The following is a 16,547-nucleotide window of genomic DNA, read 5'->3' on the forward strand; positions in this document are numbered from 1 at the left end:
TCCTTTTCAGCAGGTCGTGGCATTACGCCATTTGGCCTGCTTTTTCAACCACTTCTTCAATGCGGCCAACTAGACGGAATGCGTCCTCTGGCAGATCATCGTATTTTCCTGAAAGGATTTCGCTGAATCCTTTGATTGTTTCTTTAAGTGGTACGTACGAACCTTTTTGACCAGTGAACTGCTCCGCTACGTGGAAGTTCTGGCTTAGGAAGAACTGGATACGACGCGCACGTGCAACGACTAGCTTGTCATCCTCAGATAGCTCTTCCATTCCTAGGATCGCGATAATGTCTTGAAGCTCACGGTACTTCTGAAGTGTCTGCTGAACACGACGTGCTACAGAGTAATGCTCTTCTCCTACAACTTCTGGAGAAAGCGCGCGAGATGTTGATGCTAACGGATCCACAGCTGGGTAGATACCCATTTCTGTTAGCTTACGCTCAAGGTTTGTTGTTGCATCCAAGTGAGCGAACGCTGTTGCTGGTGCTGGATCCGTGTAGTCATCGGCAGGTACGAAGATTGCTTGGATCGATGTAACAGATCCTTTTTTCGTACTTGTGATACGCTCTTGTAATTGACCCATCTCAGTTGCTAGTGTTGGCTGGTAACCAACGGCAGATGGAAGACGTCCAAGTAGGGCAGAAACCTCTGAACCTGCTTGTGTGAAACGGAAGATGTTATCAATGAAAAGTAGTACGTCTGCGCCTTGCTCATCACGGAAGTACTCTGCCATTGTTAATCCACTTAGTGCTACACGCATACGGGCACCAGGTGGCTCGTTCATTTGACCGAATACCATCGCTGTTTTCTTGATAACGCCGGCATCTGTCATTTCATGGTACAAGTCATTTCCTTCACGCGTACGCTCTCCAACTCCAGCGAATACAGAGATTCCGCCGTGCTCTTGGGCAACGTTGTTGATAAGCTCTTGGATAAGAACGGTTTTACCTACTCCCGCTCCTCCAAATAGTCCAACCTTACCACCCTTTGTATAAGGAGCAAGTAAGTCTACTACTTTGATTCCTGTTTCAAGGATTTCAGTAGCTGTTGTTAACTCATCAAAAGCAGGTGCTTCGCGGTGAATTGGGTCACGACGAACGCCACTTTCTACTGGATCTTTGAACTTAAGGTCAATCTCATCACCTAGTACGTTGAATACACGACCAAGTGTCGCTTCCCCAACTGGTACAGAGATTGGTGCACCTGTGTCAACAACGGCTGTTCCACGAACAAGTCCGTCTGTTGAGCTCATTGCAATCGTACGAACAGTATTGTTACCAAGGTGTAGGGCAACTTCTAAGGTTACGGAAACTTCAACCGCACCTGATGCGCCACCTTGTTGATTTACGGTTAAGGCATTGTTAATTAAAGGAAGGTTGCCATCGACAAATTGAACGTCAACAACAGGCCCTGTAATTTGAATAATACGCCCTGTGCTCATCTTTTTCCCTCCTATTTAGATCGGCTTCCTATCTACTCGAGAGCGGCTGCTCCACCGACAATTTCTGTGATTTCCTGCGTAATAGCCGCCTGACGTGCACGGTTATAGGAAAGTGTTAAGTCATCAATCATAGAGTTTGCATTATCCGTTGCAGCACTCATCGCTGTCATTCTTGCACCAAATTCACTGGCCTTTCCATCAAGCAGAGCACCGAAAATCAAGCTTTCTGCATATTGAGGCAGCAATTGGTCAAGAATGGCTTGTTCGTTTGGCTCATAAATGTACGACGCACCCGCGCCTGATTGTTCATCCTCAAGTCCCGCAAGCGGCAATACTTTGCTTTCTGTCGGGATCTGAGAAATCGGGTTCACGAAGTGGTTATGCCAAATGTATAACTCATCAAACACTTGATCAGCAAACATTTCAACAGTCGTACTTGTTAGATTCTTAATATCACTGAACTCCGGTTGGTCTGCCACTTGAATCATTTCTTGGATAATTGGAAGTCCACGTCCTTTTAAAAGGTCACGGCCAATTCGTCCAATCACGATCAATGCATACTCATCCGTAGAGTTATGTCGCTCATTAAGGGTTTTTGTTAATCTACGAATCAGGTTACTGTTATATCCGCCGGCAAGTCCCGTGTCGGATGTGATAACGATATAACCTGTTTTCTTTACCGGACGTTGTTCAAGCAATGGATGTGTCGCATCAGAGCCACTTGCAGCCATACTTGAAACTACTTCACGAATCTTTTTCACGTAAGGGTCAAAGGACTGTGCCTTATCCTGCGCACGGTTCAACTTAGAAGCTGCAACCATTTGCATTGCCCGTGTGATTTGTTTTGTTTTCTTCGTGGACGTAATCCGGTTTTTTATATCACGCAATGAAGCCATTCATTTCACCACCTTTATTCAAAACTTGGGTCTGGATCGCCTTAGCTCTCAGAAACGTTAAATCCTTTTTTGAACTCTTGAATTGCTGCTCTAAATTCGCCATCGTCAGGTAGGTTACCAGTTGTGCGAATATGATCAAGCAAGTCTTTTTTGTTGTGGTCAAAGAATGTAAATAGTTCTGCTTCAAAACGAAGAACATCTTTAACTGGAATATCATCTAAGTATCCATTAACAAGCGTAAACAGAATTGCTACTTGCTTTTCAACTGGAACTGGTTTGTTTAGGTCTTGCTTTAAGATCTCAACTGTACGTACACCACGGTTCAGCTTCGCTTGTGTTGCAGCGTCAAGGTCTGATCCGAATTGAGAGAATGCCTCTAGCTCACGGTATGAAGCAAGATCAAGACGCAGTGTACCCGCTACCTTTTTCATTGCTTTAATTTGAGCAGATCCACCGACACGGGATACAGAGATACCCGGGTTAACGGCTGGACGTACACCAGAGTAGAATAGGTCAGATTGTAAGAAGACCTGTCCGTCTGTGATTGAGATTACGTTTGTTGGAATGTATGCTGATACGTCACCAGCTTGTGTTTCGATAAATGGTAGAGCTGTGATTGAACCAGCGCCTTTATCGTCACTTAGCTTCGCTGCACGCTCAAGTAAGCGAGAGTGAAGATAGAATACATCCCCTGGGAATGCCTCACGACCTGGAGGACGACGTAGCAATAGGGACATTTCACGGTAAGCTGCAGCTTGTTTAGAAAGATCATCATAGATCACAAGAACGTGCTTGCCGTTATACATGAACTCCTCTGCCATAGTTACCCCAGTGTATGGAGATAGGAAAAGCATTGGTGCTGGGTCAGATGCACCAGCAGATACAACGATTGTGTAATCAAGCGCACCACGTTGACGAAGTGTTTCTACAACGTTTGACACAGTTGATTCTTTTTGACCGATCGCAACGTATACGCAGATCATGTCCTGGTCTTTTTGGTTCAGGATTGTATCAATCGCGATTGATGTTTTTCCTGTTTGACGGTCACCGATGATTAACTCACGCTGACCACGACCAATTGGAATCATGGAATCAATTGATTTAATCCCTGTTTGAAGTGGCTCGTGTACAGACTTACGATCCATTACACCAGGTGCATTTCCTTCAATTGGACGACTCTTTGTTGTGTTGATTGGACCAAGTCCATCAACTGGCTGTCCAAGTGAGTTAACAACACGTCCAAGAAGCTCTTCTCCAACTGGAACCTCCATGATACGGCCAGTACGCTTAACCTCGTCACCTTCACGAATACCAAGGTAAGGACCAAGAATGATGATACCAATCGTGTTCTCTTCCAGGTTCTGAGCCATACCCATAACGCCATTTGAGAACTCAAGTAATTCACCAGCCATTACATTCTCAAGACCATGAGCGAACGCAATTCCATCCCCAACGCGGATAACCGTACCAACGTCTTGAACTTCAACATTTGCTTCATAGTTCTCAATTTGCTGCTTAATCAGCGAGCTAATTTCTTCAGCTTTAATGCTGCTCATTTTGATTCACCCCTCACTATTTGCTACCGATTTCCTGCTAACAGGTTTCGTTCTAGACGGTTTAATTGACCTTTGATGCTACCGTCATATATGCGATCGCCGATGCGAACTCTAAGTCCACCAATCAGCTCCGTGTCTACTTTATTTGTTGCAATGAGACGACTTTTCTCCGCTTTAGGAGCAAAGATGATCTCAACTTGCTTTAATTCTTCATTTGTTAAAGGCTTCGCAGAGTACACAGTTGCTTCTGCGATATTTAACAAATCATGATGTAACTGCTTGTAGGCTTTAGATAACTCAGGGACAATCGAAAAGCGCTGACGCTCAAGTAAAAGGAGTAATGTATTTAAAACATCCTGCCCTACTTTACCTTCAAAGCTGCTTCTGATGACGTTCTGCTTCGCCACAAGTGTAACTTTAGGATGTTGAATCGTCTTTTCAAGCTCAGGAGTACTTTGTAAAACGGATTGGATAACCTCTAGCTCTTCGCCCGTTTGATCAAGTGTACCTTTTGACTGAGCCAATTGAAAAAGAGCAACCGCGTAACGATTTGCTACCGCTTGGTTGCTCATAGCTCTTCGCCCGCTTGTTTAAGATAGTCTTGAATCAACTGTTCTTGAGCCTTCTCATCCAATTCTTTCTCAATAACCTTTTGGGCAATTAAGACTGATAAAGACGCGACCTGTTCGCGAAGAGCCACAACAGCCTGGTCTTTCTCATTTTGGATTTCAGCAATCGCTGTATCTTTCATACGCTGAGCTTCTTCTTTCGAGGCTTTGACAATATCTAGCCCCTGCTGCTCGCCTAGTTTCTTTGCATTTTCAATGATTCCTTGCGCTTCTTTTTTCGCTTTGTTTAATTCTTCACGCTGCTGGTTAAGAAGTTCTTCCGCATCTTTACGATTGCGTTCCGCTGAATCAATTTGGTCGTTCACTAATTTCTCACGTTGCTCCATGATGCCTAGTAGAGGTCTAAGAGCAAATTTGCTCAGTAACGCAAGTAGAATAACAAAACCAATTAATTGAACAGCAATTGAACCCCATGGTATTTCAAATCCCATGATTGTGTACTCCTTTCGTCGCTATACATAAGGAATGGCGAAGGTTCAAGAAATGAACACAGTCGCCATTATTATACGATCGTACTAATTAACCACCGATTCCGAAAAGCATTAGGATTGAGATAACAATCGCAATGATCGGCACAGCCTCTGCCAATGGTACACCAATAAACATAAGTGTTTGAAGTGTTGACTTAAGTTCTGGTTGACGAGTTACACCTTCAAGAGTTGCTTTAACGATGATAGCAACCGCAATCGCACCACCAATAGCGGCGAAACCTGCTGCAAGAGCAATACCTAAAAATAACATAATTCATGTTCCTCCTAGTAAAATAGTTTTTTATTATATAGTTTGTCCAAAGATCGGACGGTGTTAATAGATTAATGTGCCTCGACTTTATGAGACATGTACACCATTGCTAGCATGACAAATATGTATGCTTGTAAGCTACCAATGAAAATACTGAATGCTTGCCAGATAATTAACGGAACTAGGGAAGTCACTGCAGATAAAATATACATTAACGGTCCTGCTCCCTCAATGCCAAACCCGGAAACACCAAATGTAACAATGAGAATCATCAGAATCTCTTTTGCGTAGATGTTACCAAATAGACGCATACCAAGCGTTAGCATGTTTGCAATTTCCTCAATGATCTTAAATGGTAGCAGCACCCAAACAGGTGTTACGTAACCTTTTAAGTAACCATTCAATCCATTAATACGTATGCCATAAACATGTGTTAGCAATACGACAAAAACAGAAAGAGAAAGAGCTAATGCCGGATCGGATGTTGGAGATTTCCACCAAACCTCATGCGTTTCCTTGTTGTAAATCTCAAAAGGAATCCCTAGCATATTACTAACAAATACGTAGAATAGTAGTGTTACAGCCAATGCAATAAAACGGCCGCCTACGTCCCAACTCATATTCGCTTTTATAATGTTTCGACAAAAGTCTACTGACCATTCTAAGAAGTTTTGTAGCTTCCCAGGACGAACAGATAAATTGCGTGTGCCAATAAAGAAGAGTAGAAATATAATTAAACTTGCGACAAACGACATGAGTATCGTTGAGGCATGGAAAGTAAGTCCATATATTTCCCATTTGGCCATTACATGCTCCACACACCATCACCTCTCTTTAGAAAAAAATTTTCGTACGCTGTCAATGAATAGCATAGCGTATACGGATGAAAAGCCGACCAAAACAAATCTGACATCTAACCATTGTGGAAGTATAATTGCTAGATACACAACAGCCACTGGTACAAGGATACGCAAGATGACGTTCACTCCAACGAGCAATGACATCACACGATTCTTTTTCAAAGCAACATACCCTATGATTTTTGCATCAACAAAGTTCAATACAAGATTCACAAGTCCTGCAGCTAAACCAGCGAGAAGACTTAGAAACAAGATACGAAACGAGGTAGCAAAATATCCCGTCATGCAAATAGCGGCGCATACTCCAAGTATCGTCGCATATCTTTTCATATTTGTTTCAAGTTCACCTGTCATCATCACCGTCTCCTAAAAATGGCTGAATCACCTTATACATCCCGTAACAGCCTGTTAAGAGTCCAATAAACAGAAAGATGATTAGAAACAATGGCATCGTTCCTAACTTACGGTCAAGCCACAAGCCAAGAAATAAGCCACCAACCACTCCTCCAACCAAACATGAGGATATCATTGAAACTAATCCTGCTGTTCTCCAAAGGTTCGTCGATTTTTGCTTCGGCATCTTAGCCTCCAAACAATAAAAAAACATAGAAAACGAGCGTTAATATGTAACCCTTATCATTTGTCCCTAGTTATCGTACAATAGCGAAACCCTTGTGTCAACGGTGTTTTGCCCTGAAACAAAAGAGGTTCCCAAGGTTCTTCACAATTGTTCACACTTTAGCCATATTGCCTGTAAGATTTTCCAAGAGACACTTCATAAGTGTACGTTGCTTTCAAAAAAAACTCAAGAGAAAACGCTTTCTCCTGAGTACTTTTTTATTCCTTTTCTTCTTCTATCTGGATCATAGACTCAATAATGTCCTGCTGACCTTCTTGTTTTGCGTAAACGAGTGCTTTGTATGTTCCTGGTGGCAGGCTTACTTCTGTGACCTCACCTTGAACCATTCCCCTGTCGGAATGATCTCGTGTTTCTAAATAAGTTAGGAATTGAAACGTATCCGGGTCATAAAGAGCGATCCCTGATTCTTCTGCGCCTCCAGGCAGGTAGTACTCATATCTGTACGTATTCGGCTTGTCCCCATGAGCAAATTGGAAAGCCATCACTCGTGGATAATCTGGTTCTTCCATAAAGAGGATATAAGGAACAAGAATGTCTTCCTTCCCTCCAGTTACTCGAATCTGGTCATAGTGAATGCCTTCACCCAGAATAGAAGGCATTAAGTCTAATGACAGCGTGACCTCTTCTTTTTCCTTAGGACCTAATGTGACAGCTGGAGGTGCTTGCCACTCCATCCCATCAAGTAGCACAAATGGAGGATCAATGTGATACGTGTTTGTTTGATCACTTTGATTTTCAATAGTTATGGTGACAGAACGCTTTTCGCGTATGTCTGTTTTTGCATATTTCCCAAATGTAATCGCTGCGGGGTAAACAAGCGTATCAAGTGCCAACGCCTTGTCTACTTGAAGTCGGCCTGCTCCCTGTTCGTGTGGCGCGTACAGCTCGTTCTCTTTATTCATTAAAGGCTTTGCTGAATTCATTAACGCTGCTTTAATTTGTTCAGGTGTCCAGTCCGGATGAGCCTGCACAAGTAAAGCCGCTGCCCCAGCCACATGTGGTGATGACATGCTTGTGCCATCAAGACCTGTATATCCCCCTGGCACTGTACTGTCAATACTCATTCCTGGAGCAACCAGATCCGGCTTCACTTCCCATGAAAACGTCACAGGACCTCGTGAACTAAACGGCGCTAAAAAGTCTTGTTCCTTTCGATACACGGTTCGAATAATTGGTGTATGCGGGGAATCAAGTTCTTCTACCAACCACTCTCCATCTTCCTGACTTAACGTTCCCGCAGGAAGTTGATAGGGATTCTCCGTTCCTCCAGCAAATGAGCCTGATGTATTGTTATAAATCAATACGCCAATTGCTCCTGCTTCTTTAGCGATTTTTATCTTATCTTCAAATGAAATCCGTCCCCGTTTAACAAGAACCACTTTTCCATTCGCATCAATTTCATTGTAGTCATCCTGCAAACCAAACCCGGCATCAACATATTGAAAATCGCGTCTTAAGGTCCAACGCTCGGTTCCTTTTAACGCATGAAGCGGCAATTCCTTATCCTTACTCGGAATGGTTATATAAGGTGTCTGCATCGGCGGGGCCGAGGCACCAACAGAGATTGCCTTCTCAGCCGTTCCTGGAGAACCAACCGTCCACATCGCCGGTCCACTGTTTCCACTCGATGTAACAGCAACCACACCTTCCTCTACTGCTTTATCTAAAGCTAAGCTCGTTGGCCAGTCTGGACCATTTACGGTGTTTCCAAGAGAAAGATTCAACACGTCCACACCATCCGACACCGCTTTTTCAATCGCTTCAATCACTTGTTCCGTTGTTCCCTGTCCACCTGGACCAAGCGCACGGTACGCATAGATTTCCGCCTCTGGCGCTACTCCTTGCACCCGTCCGTTTGCTCCAATGATACCCGCCACATGAGTTCCATGCAGTGTAGGTGGACCTTGGGAGGCAATCGTCTCCATCGGATCATCATCGGAATCAATGAGATCATATCCACCCTTAAAATTACGCATAAGATCAGGGTGAGTATAATCAATGCCCGTATCAATGACCGCTACCTTTACACCCTCACCCGTTAACCGGTGGCCATCCGCATCCAGCATTCCTCGTACAGATCCCGCTCCGATAAACGGAACACTTTCCTCAAGCGCCGCATGATACGTCGCAATCTCATCCACCCGCTCTACGTGACGAAGCGACTTTACCCGATCTACCTCTGTAGAAGGAAGACTCACCGAAAACCCATGATATAACGTGGAAAACGTTTTTCGAATCGAGCTTCCTGGAATCTGAGCCGAAACCTCTGCCTTTACCTGATCCAGTGTGCCATCCTCAGCTGCCACGATCACAATCGTTTCTTCCGCCGGCTCTGTGACAGATGTTTGCACAGGTAAATTCGGATACAATACCTCTGCCTCCGCCTGCATCGGCATCAAGACGCACAAAATCAGTAGTAGCCATACACAACGCTTCTTCAAACACTCACCTCCCATGCCTTTTGTATCCTAACTAGTATGAGGGAAAGTGTAGTTCCTTATGCACAAAAAAAGACACAAACGCATTGAATACGTTTGTGTCTTTTTGATTAATTTCTCTTATTTTGTACCGAAAAGACGGTCACCAGCATCACCAAGACCCGGAACAATATATCCGTGATCATCAAGTTTTTCATCCATTGCTGCTAGATAAACATCCACATCAGGGTGAGCTTCATTTAACGCCTTAACCCCTTCAGGTGCAGCAACAAGACACATTAGCTTAATGCTTGTAGCCCCGCGCTTCTTAATCGCTGAAATCGCATCAATCGCAGAACCACCCGTTGCAAGCATCGGATCAATGACAATAAAGTCACGCTCCTCCACATCCTTAGGTAGCTTCACATAATACTCAACTGGCTTTAGTGTCTTTGGATCACGGTATAATCCAACGTGACCTACCTTAGCCGCAGGAATCATACGTAAAATTCCGTCTGTCATCCCAAGACCCGCACGCAAAATCGGTACCACACCAAGCTTCTTACCAGCAATACGATTCGCCTTCGCCGGACCAACTGGCGTTTCCACCGTTGTCTCCTCAAGTGATAAATCACGTGTAATCTCAAAAGCCATCAGCGCCGCAACTTCCTCTACCAGCTCACGAAACTCCTTCGTGCCCGTTTCTTTATCACGAATATATGATAATTTATGCTGAATGAGAGGGTGATCGAAAACAAATACTTTACTCATGGCCATCGCTCCTTAAATTGAACTTTCCTTAAAGCATTCTAGCGGAAACAAGCTCCTTGTTCAAGTGTCAATCCTTAAATGTCCGTGGAGAAGGGTGTAGGTAGAGGGTTTAACTAAATAATGTTGAGGTTTTTACATATTTATGTGTGGGGGGGTCTTGGTTTTGAACTCATTCTTCTTGCTGTGCTCTGCGCGCTGCTTGCTATCCGGCTCGTTCTTCTTGCTAACGCCCCTCCCATCTTGGTCCGAGCACCGCTCTTCTTGCTATCAGCCCTCTCTTCTTGATTGGACCCCCGCTTTCCCTTAGTAAACTTGACGTTTTCCTTGGTAAGGCTCTCCGCTTCTTGATATCCTTCCCGTTCTCCTTGCTCCCGCTCCAAATGTTCTTACTAAAATAAAAAATGTTCATTTTTGTCCTTATTTCATTTCGGTTCTATCTCCCTACGCCTCGCCCACTAAAAAACCTCCTCCCACGATGGGAGGAGGCGCACTAAGATCTTATAGGTTCGGGTACATCGGATACTTCGCTGTTAGATCAGCTACGCGCGTACGCACTTGCTCGGCAACTTCTTCGTTGTCGACGTTTTTAAGTGTGAGAGCGATGAGTTTTCCGACTTCTTCCATTGCTTCTTCGTCAAATCCACGTGATGTAACAGCTGCTGTTCCTAGACGGATACCGCTTGTTACAAACGGGCTTTGAGGATCAAATGGAATCGTGTTTTTGTTTGTTGTGATACCAACGTGGTCAAGTGCTTTTTCAGCTACTTTTCCTGTTAGTTCAAGAGATTGAAGGTCCATCAGCAGTAGGTGGTTATCTGATCCGCCTGATACTAGGTTAATTCCTTCAGATTGTAGCACTTCACCAAGACGTTTTGAGTTATTGATGATGTTTTGTGCGTATGTTTTAAATTCTGGTTGTAGGGCTTCACCAAATGCAACAGCTTTTGCTGAGATGACGTGCATAAGTGGTCCACCTTGGATACCAGGGAAGATTGATTTATTTAGGGCTTTTCCGAACTTTTCGCCCATTTCTTCGTTTGTTAGGATGATTCCGCCACGTGGTCCGCGTAATGTTTTGTGCGTTGTTGATGTCACAAAATGTGCGTGTGGAACTGGATTCTGGTGAAGGCCAGCTGCAACAAGTCCGGCGATGTGCGCCATGTCGACCATTAGGTATGCGCCTACCTCATCAGCGATCTCACGGAATTTAGCAAAGTCAATTTCACGTGGGTATGCACTTGCACCAGCCACGATCATTTTTGGTTTATGTTCAACTGCAAGCTCACGAACAACATCATAATCGATGCGTTGCGTTTCTTGGTCTACACCGTACTCAACAAAGTTATATTGAACGCCACTGAAGTTTACTGGGCTACCGTGAGTGAGGTGTCCACCGTGAGACAAGTTCATTCCTAGAACCGTATCTCCTTGTTCAAGAACGGTAAAGTAAACAGCCATGTTCGCTTGTGCTCCTGAGTGGGGCTGGACGTTTGCGTAAGCCGAACCGAAGATTTCATTTACTCGCTCTTGAGCAATTTCTTCAACGATATCAACATATTCACAGCCACCATAATAGCGGCGCCCTGGGTAACCTTCTGCATATTTGTTTGTTAATACAGAACCCTGAGCCTCCATTACCGCTTCACTAACAAAGTTTTCTGATGCAATTAATTCAATTTTGTCGCGCTGACGACCTAACTCCAAATTAATCGCTTCTAGAATTTTCGGATCTTGCTTCTTTAGATTCTCCATTACCCATTCCCCTCTCAAAAACCGCTCTCATTCGGTTTTAGACTGTTTCTAATTAGATTCATCTATATACTATCATAGATTTCGGCTTATTTCCGTAAAATTTGCGGACTTCCATAAAAATCATTCTGCTTTTCTTATTCATAAACAGCTCGTACGCCACCAATTAGCTTCGGACGGGTGATCGCCATTGTGACATGGGCCGCTCCAATTTCTTTCACTTGGCTTCTGACCGGTACAACCACTGATTTTAAATGCATTCCGATAAATGTGTCTCCAATATCAATGCCAGCATCCGCACGAATTGCTTCTACTAAAACAGGGTTCTCAAGCTGCGAAAAAGCGTATTCTGCCATCGCTCCTCCCGCTTTGCGAACAGGAACAGCAGATACAGGCTCGTACATTCGCGCTTTTGCCGTTTCTGCTTCAACAACAAGCGCACGATTCAGGTGCTCACAGCATTGAAACGCAAGCGCCACACCTGTTTTCTTTTGATAGGCAAGGAGCGTTTGATAGATTGCTATCGCTGCTTCCTGTGACCCATTTGTACCAATATGTTCACCTATCACTTCACTTGTACTTGTTCCAATCACAAGCAAGTCATTAGACGTGAGTGGTTTTGCTTGATGCAGATCTTCTAATAGCTTTGCAAGTGATAACGTGATTGTTTCAGGTAGTGAACTCATCATCCGTATCTCCTAGCACTCGTAAGTTGAAATTTTTCCAATGCGATTTGCATGGCGCCCGCCTTCAAATTCAGTTGTTAGCCATATACGCACAATCTCTATTGCAACTCCAGGTCCAACTACGCGCTCACCCATTGCCAGCATGTTACTGTCGTTGTGCTCGCGTGTTACTTTTGCTGTAAATAAGTCGTGAACAAGCGCACAGCGGATGCCTTTAACCTTGTTCGCTGAGATGGACATACCTATGCCTGTCCCACAAATTAAAATGCCGCGATCAAATGTGCCATCGGCTACCTTTTCAGCCGCCGGAAAGGCGTAATCTGCATAATCAACAGAAGCGGTTGAATCCGGACCAAAGTCTTCGTATTCATGTCCTAACTCTTTGATTAGTGATTTGATACTATCTTTCAATTCAAATCCTGCGTGATCTGAAGCAATCGCGATTTTCATAAAGGTTCCCACCCTCGTTAGATTTAAAAAAACGCCTAAATCGGTCTTAGGCGCTTTTCTTCTGTATCTATATTGTAAACCTTTCGATCGAGGTCTTCAATCTCTTCGCTTGAATTGATAGTTCATGTGCTGCTTTTGCGGTATCTGCGATGGTCGTAGTTTGATCGTTGGCAAGCTCGGTGACACTGGTGGAATCACGTGATGTCTCCTCAGCAATGGCAGCCACTTCCTCCGATGCCCTTGATGTAATTTGAATGGCTTTCATCTGCTTATCAACCATTCCCGTGATCTCCGAAATGACGGCCGCTACTTCGTCTACTGCACGAGTCATTTCTTTCATCGTACGACTGGTTTCCTCGCCCTGCTTTGATTGTTCATTGGCTTCAGCCACTTGTTCACTAATCTGGCGAACAACATTTTTCACTTCTGATTGCATCGTATGTACAAGCTCCGTGATGCTTGCCACTGCCTGCGCACTCTCATCCGCCAGCTTCCGCACTTCCTCTGCTACAACCGCAAAGCCTTTCCCTTGCTCTCCTGCACGCGCTGCTTCAATGGAAGCATTTAACGCAAGAAGATTTGTTTGACCGGCTATTTCACCAACAAGCGAAATGATCTGTCCCACTTCACCTGCCTGATTTTCCAATTTTTTAACCGCACCGAGAGAGGCTTGGTTATTTTCTGCAAGCAAGCGAATGCCTTCTACTAAGTTCTTAATGACACTTCTGCTTTCATTTAAATTATTTACAAGCTGTTTAGAAGATGTGCGTGATTGATCGGCTCGCCCTTTCACCTGCTCAGCAATCTGTTTTGCCTCATTCATTGAGACCGCATTTTTGCGACTAACCTCTGCTGATCCCACAGCTGCTTCTGAGATGGATTGGAGCGTCCCCTCCATTTGCTTCACTCGCGAGGAAGCAAGCTCAGAGGACTCGGTCATATGACTCACTCGTTCTTCCGTTTCCAGAAAGCTCGAGTCGATATCCTTCACCATTTTACGCAGGTTTAACAGCATTTCATTGTACGCTTCGCCTAGTGCGCGGATCTCGTCATCCGAGCCTGTCAGTAACACATCCTCCTGGATATCTCCTGCGGCGGCTTTTCTGGCAGAAGCTTCTAGTCGGTTAAGAGGCTTCGTGATATAGCCAGCTGCGAAAAAGCAGAGAATTCCTGTCCATAGGATACCAGCAACCAACGTTAAGATGGTAAACACTTCACTATTTATTCCAAGCCACTCTGCTAAATAATCGGATAAAACAAAGATAAATAACGCGCTAATTCCATATGTAACTAGTGCCAAGCCACTTACGCCAAGGACTAGCTTCTTGCGGAGACTAAATCGATATGATGGTTTTTCCTGGTCCAACTCAACATCCCCTTATGCTCACTTATTCCATTTTTGAAGTAACCTTTTAATGCTTTGATCGAGCTCACGCGCCACTTGATCATACTCTTCCTTTGGTCCGCCGATCGGATCGCCAATATCTCCGCCCATTTCAGCGTACCCTTTTAATGTGTAGACTTTTTCTGATGCCTCCGGATGCCTGATCCCAAGCATGTCTTTGTGACTAGTTGTCATCGTTAAAATGATATCGGCCCAGTCAATTAATTCAGCTGTCACTGGCTGTGACACATGCTGATGGCGAATCCCACGCTCATTGAGTACCAGCTGTGTCCCTTCTGACATCGGAACCCCCGGCCAAGCTGTCACTCCCGCTGATTGAACAGAAAGCTTATCCCCCGCTTGTTCTTTTAAAAGGTATTCAGCCATTGGGCTACGACACGTGTTTCCTGTGCATACAAATAAAATATTTTTCATGATGGACATCCCCTTTTTCATTTTGTTTCCCACAAAATAAAGTATTGTCCTTATTCTAACATCTCTTGCACATTAAAGCGGAAACATAATCTTGATCCCAAACCCAATGAGGATACACCCTCCGAGAAGCTCGCCGTAAATGCCAATATACTTTTGAAACTTCGCCCCGATTAAAAGCCCAAGCCATGACAGCACCATGCTGACAAATCCAATCAACGCAACGGTTAGAATCGTCTTTGCCCCAAGAATGCCGAAGCTTAACCCCGCTGAAAAACTATCAAGGCTAACACTGACTGCAAAAGCCATAAGCCCCCAGCCAACCGGCTTTAAAAACGAATTATCCTCTGTTGAAAAGGCAGAGAGAATCATCTGCAGGCCAATTAATAAAAGCAGGCCTCCACCGATATAAATGGCTACCATATCAAAGTAGGTTGAGAGCCATTTACCAGTAGCCATTCCGAGGAGCGGCATCGCTACGTGGAACAAGCCAATTGTTAAACCAATCCGGAAAATCTGGCGGCCACGCAGTCCGAGCATTCCCATACCAAGCGTGACGGAAAAGGCATCCATTCCAAGTGCTGCTGACATAATTAATATCGTCACAAATTCACTCATTGTTTACTCACTCCTTGAACATGCTACTTGAATGTATGCATGGACAAGGAAAAATAGACAACCTATCTGAGGAGAGGGGATAGGCTGAATAAAGTAAAAGTGAATAGTGCAATAAATCCGCTGCGGGAGAATCCTTCGCTCGTTTTGTTATAAATGACGAAAGGCGAATGATTCGGTCATTGAATCATTCGCCTTTTTCTTATTTACTTTATTTAATCATCCGTCCACCGGCAGCTTTTTCGAGACGGTTCATGATGGCTGCTCCTACGCCGGTCTCGTCAAAGACCTCGGAGAATATGATGTCGATCTTTTGGTCATCGAAGGCTCTAAGTCCGTTGTAGAGAAGCGCAGCCGTTGTAGAGAGATCTCCGTCTGTTCCACAGGCGTAGACAAAATCTGCATCGTAACGATTTACGCGTTCTTCCGTTGTAAGGACTCCGACTCGTTTTCCGTCGGATCGTGCGCTTGTGGCAAGCTCTTGGATCAGTGTCCGGTCACAGACAAGCGTTAAGCTTCCTTTTGGCGCGTAGTGGGTGTATTTCATCCCGGGTGACTTTGGCGCTTGTCCATCGTCTATAAGTGCCTGATCCAACTCCACATGCCCGCAGACCTCTGTCAGCTGTTCCTTTGTTATGCCACCAGGTCTAAGAATCATGGGCACCTCGCCACTGATATCAAGAACCGTGGATTCGACACCAACACCTGTTGCTCCCCCGTCCACAACACCAGCAATCCGCCCTTCAAGATCCGTCCATACATGATCCGCTGTGGTTGGACTTGGTCTTCCCGACAGATTGGCACTTGGCGCTGCCACAGGTACTCCTGACTTTTCAAGAAGCTCACGCGCAACTGGATGGGATGGCATACGGATCGCAACCGTTGAGAGTCCCGCTGTCACGTTGGTTGGGACCTTGTCATTTGCACGAAAGATAAGCGTAAGCGGGCCTGGCCAATATTCGTCCATGAGCTTTTCAGCGATTGGCGGGACCTCTGTGACCAATTCCTCGAGTCCTTCACGTGTGGCGATATGAACAATTAGCGGATTATCATTCGGACGTCCCTTTGCTTTAAAAATATCCGTGACCGCCTCGGGATCCAAGGCATTTCCTCCAAGTCCATACACAGTCTCGGTCGGAAACGCGACAACCTGTCCATCTTTGATACATTTTGCCGCTTCTTGTAGATCGCTTTCTATATTCTGAAGATTTGCTGACTTATTCACATTCCATCGTTTTGTCTGTATATAACTCATAGCACAGCTCCTATCCTCCCTATTC

18 protein-coding genes are annotated in these 16,547 nt (G+C 44.7%); all 18 read right to left on the minus strand.

Features of this window, described 5'->3' with window-relative positions; genetic code table 11:
* Positions 1 to 22 precede the first annotated feature (22 nt).
* Positions 23 to 1,441: a F0F1 ATP synthase subunit beta gene (gene atpD, locus NSQ54_17470; protein WYP26095.1), complete on the minus strand. Its 1,419-nt coding sequence runs from the start codon at positions 1,439 to 1,441 to the stop codon at positions 23 to 25.
* Positions 1,442 to 1,473: 32 nt separating this feature from the next.
* Entirely contained in the window at positions 1,474 to 2,337 is an 864-nt protein-coding gene (gene atpG, locus NSQ54_17475; GenBank protein WYP26096.1) for an ATP synthase F1 subunit gamma, read from the minus strand.
* A gap of 41 nt (positions 2,338 to 2,378) precedes the next feature.
* Positions 2,379 to 3,893, minus strand: coding sequence for a F0F1 ATP synthase subunit alpha (gene atpA, locus NSQ54_17480; protein ID WYP26097.1), 1,515 nt, complete (start codon positions 3,891 to 3,893; stop codon positions 2,379 to 2,381).
* A gap of 23 nt (positions 3,894 to 3,916) precedes the next feature.
* Complete coding sequence (locus NSQ54_17485) at positions 3,917 to 4,465, minus strand: F0F1 ATP synthase subunit delta (GenBank protein WYP26098.1); 549 nt, start codon at positions 4,463 to 4,465, stop codon at positions 3,917 to 3,919.
* Positions 4,462 to 4,953, minus strand: a complete 492-nt coding sequence (gene atpF, locus NSQ54_17490; protein WYP26099.1) for a F0F1 ATP synthase subunit B — start codon at positions 4,951 to 4,953, stop codon at positions 4,462 to 4,464. Before atpF ends, NSQ54_17485 begins: the two co-directional genes overlap by 4 nt.
* Before the next feature lie 88 nt (positions 4,954 to 5,041).
* Positions 5,042 to 5,263 (minus strand): F0F1 ATP synthase subunit C, encoded by a 222-nt coding sequence (gene atpE / locus NSQ54_17495; GenBank protein WYP26100.1) that lies wholly within the window; start codon positions 5,261 to 5,263, stop codon positions 5,042 to 5,044.
* Between the two features lie 71 nt (positions 5,264 to 5,334).
* A complete protein-coding gene (gene atpB / locus NSQ54_17500) occupies positions 5,335 to 6,069 on the minus strand; it encodes a F0F1 ATP synthase subunit A (protein ID WYP28584.1) in 735 nt (244 codons plus the stop codon).
* A gap of 18 nt (positions 6,070 to 6,087) precedes the next feature.
* Complete coding sequence (locus NSQ54_17505) at positions 6,088 to 6,477, minus strand: ATP synthase subunit I (protein WYP26101.1); 390 nt, start codon at positions 6,475 to 6,477, stop codon at positions 6,088 to 6,090.
* A complete protein-coding gene (locus NSQ54_17510; GenBank protein WYP26102.1) occupies positions 6,467 to 6,703 on the minus strand; it encodes an AtpZ/AtpI family protein in 237 nt (78 codons plus the stop codon). The genes NSQ54_17505 and NSQ54_17510 overlap by 11 nt, the downstream gene beginning before the upstream one ends.
* Before the next feature lie 257 nt (positions 6,704 to 6,960).
* Positions 6,961 to 9,204, minus strand: a complete 2,244-nt coding sequence (locus tag NSQ54_17515; protein WYP26103.1) for a S8 family serine peptidase — start codon at positions 9,202 to 9,204, stop codon at positions 6,961 to 6,963.
* A gap of 117 nt (positions 9,205 to 9,321) precedes the next feature.
* Complete coding sequence (gene upp / locus NSQ54_17520; protein WYP26104.1) at positions 9,322 to 9,951, minus strand: uracil phosphoribosyltransferase; 630 nt, start codon at positions 9,949 to 9,951, stop codon at positions 9,322 to 9,324.
* Between the two features lie 498 nt (positions 9,952 to 10,449).
* The gene (gene glyA / locus NSQ54_17525) at positions 10,450 to 11,703 is read right to left on the minus strand and encodes a serine hydroxymethyltransferase (GenBank protein WYP26105.1); all 1,254 of its coding nucleotides are present in this window, start codon (positions 11,701 to 11,703) and stop codon (positions 10,450 to 10,452) included.
* 134 nt (positions 11,704 to 11,837) lie between these two features.
* Positions 11,838 to 12,386, minus strand: coding sequence for a TIGR01440 family protein (locus tag NSQ54_17530; protein WYP26106.1), 549 nt, complete (start codon positions 12,384 to 12,386; stop codon positions 11,838 to 11,840).
* 12 nt (positions 12,387 to 12,398) lie between these two features.
* On the minus strand, positions 12,399 to 12,836 hold the full coding sequence (rpiB, locus tag NSQ54_17535) for a ribose 5-phosphate isomerase B (GenBank protein ID WYP26107.1): 438 nt from the start codon (positions 12,834 to 12,836) through the stop codon (positions 12,399 to 12,401).
* Positions 12,837 to 12,903: 67 nt separating this feature from the next.
* Positions 12,904 to 14,202 (minus strand): HAMP domain-containing methyl-accepting chemotaxis protein, encoded by a 1,299-nt coding sequence (locus NSQ54_17540; protein WYP26108.1) that lies wholly within the window; start codon positions 14,200 to 14,202, stop codon positions 12,904 to 12,906.
* An 18-nt stretch (positions 14,203 to 14,220) separates the two neighbouring features.
* Positions 14,221 to 14,655 (minus strand): low molecular weight protein arginine phosphatase, encoded by a 435-nt coding sequence (locus NSQ54_17545; protein WYP26109.1) that lies wholly within the window; start codon positions 14,653 to 14,655, stop codon positions 14,221 to 14,223.
* 72 nt (positions 14,656 to 14,727) lie between these two features.
* Positions 14,728 to 15,270 (minus strand): manganese efflux pump MntP family protein, encoded by a 543-nt coding sequence (locus NSQ54_17550; GenBank protein ID WYP26110.1) that lies wholly within the window; start codon positions 15,268 to 15,270, stop codon positions 14,728 to 14,730.
* Positions 15,271 to 15,478: 208 nt separating this feature from the next.
* The gene (locus NSQ54_17555) at positions 15,479 to 16,522 is read right to left on the minus strand and encodes an L-threonylcarbamoyladenylate synthase (GenBank protein ID WYP26111.1); all 1,044 of its coding nucleotides are present in this window, start codon (positions 16,520 to 16,522) and stop codon (positions 15,479 to 15,481) included.
* Positions 16,523 to 16,547: the final 25 nt, after the last annotated feature.

The sequence above is a fragment of the Alkalihalobacillus sp. FSL W8-0930 genome (assembly GCA_037965595.1).
In the GTDB taxonomy this organism is placed as follows: Bacteria; Bacillota; Bacilli; order Bacillales; family Bacillaceae_D; genus Alkalicoccobacillus.